Annotated in this window: 1 pseudogene; it reads right to left on the bottom strand. The window is 67.9% G+C overall.

Annotated features, from left to right (window positions below):
• Positions 1 to 315 (bottom strand): annotated as a pseudogene (locus tag AB3X94_RS42060) (tyrosine protein kinase); the annotation flags it as partial.

A 315-nucleotide genomic window follows, 5' to 3' on the forward strand; every position in this document is an offset into this window, starting at 1 on the left:
CGGTCGGCCCCGTCAGCAGCACGCGATTGTCGCCCGACTCCGATTCAAGCATTGCAAAATGCAGCGCGGTTCTGAGCCGGCGCAGGCTTTCAATCGACGGGTCGCGCGGAAACTCGCTCGCCAGCAGGAACTTCCCGTCAGCGGGCAGCTTCGGCGCCTTGCCGATGCGCGCGACTTTCGCCTGCGACAGCGGCACGGTCGCGTACACGTTCAGGCCCGTCTGCTCCTCGATCTCCTGCGCGTCGGTCACGCCCCGATAGAGCGCCGTACGCGCGAACGCCGCACCCGCACCCAGAATCAGGCCGCCCAACGCCG

Source organism: Paraburkholderia sp. BR10923 (assembly GCF_040948765.1).
Classification (GTDB): Bacteria; Pseudomonadota; Gammaproteobacteria; order Burkholderiales; family Burkholderiaceae; genus Paraburkholderia; species Paraburkholderia youngii.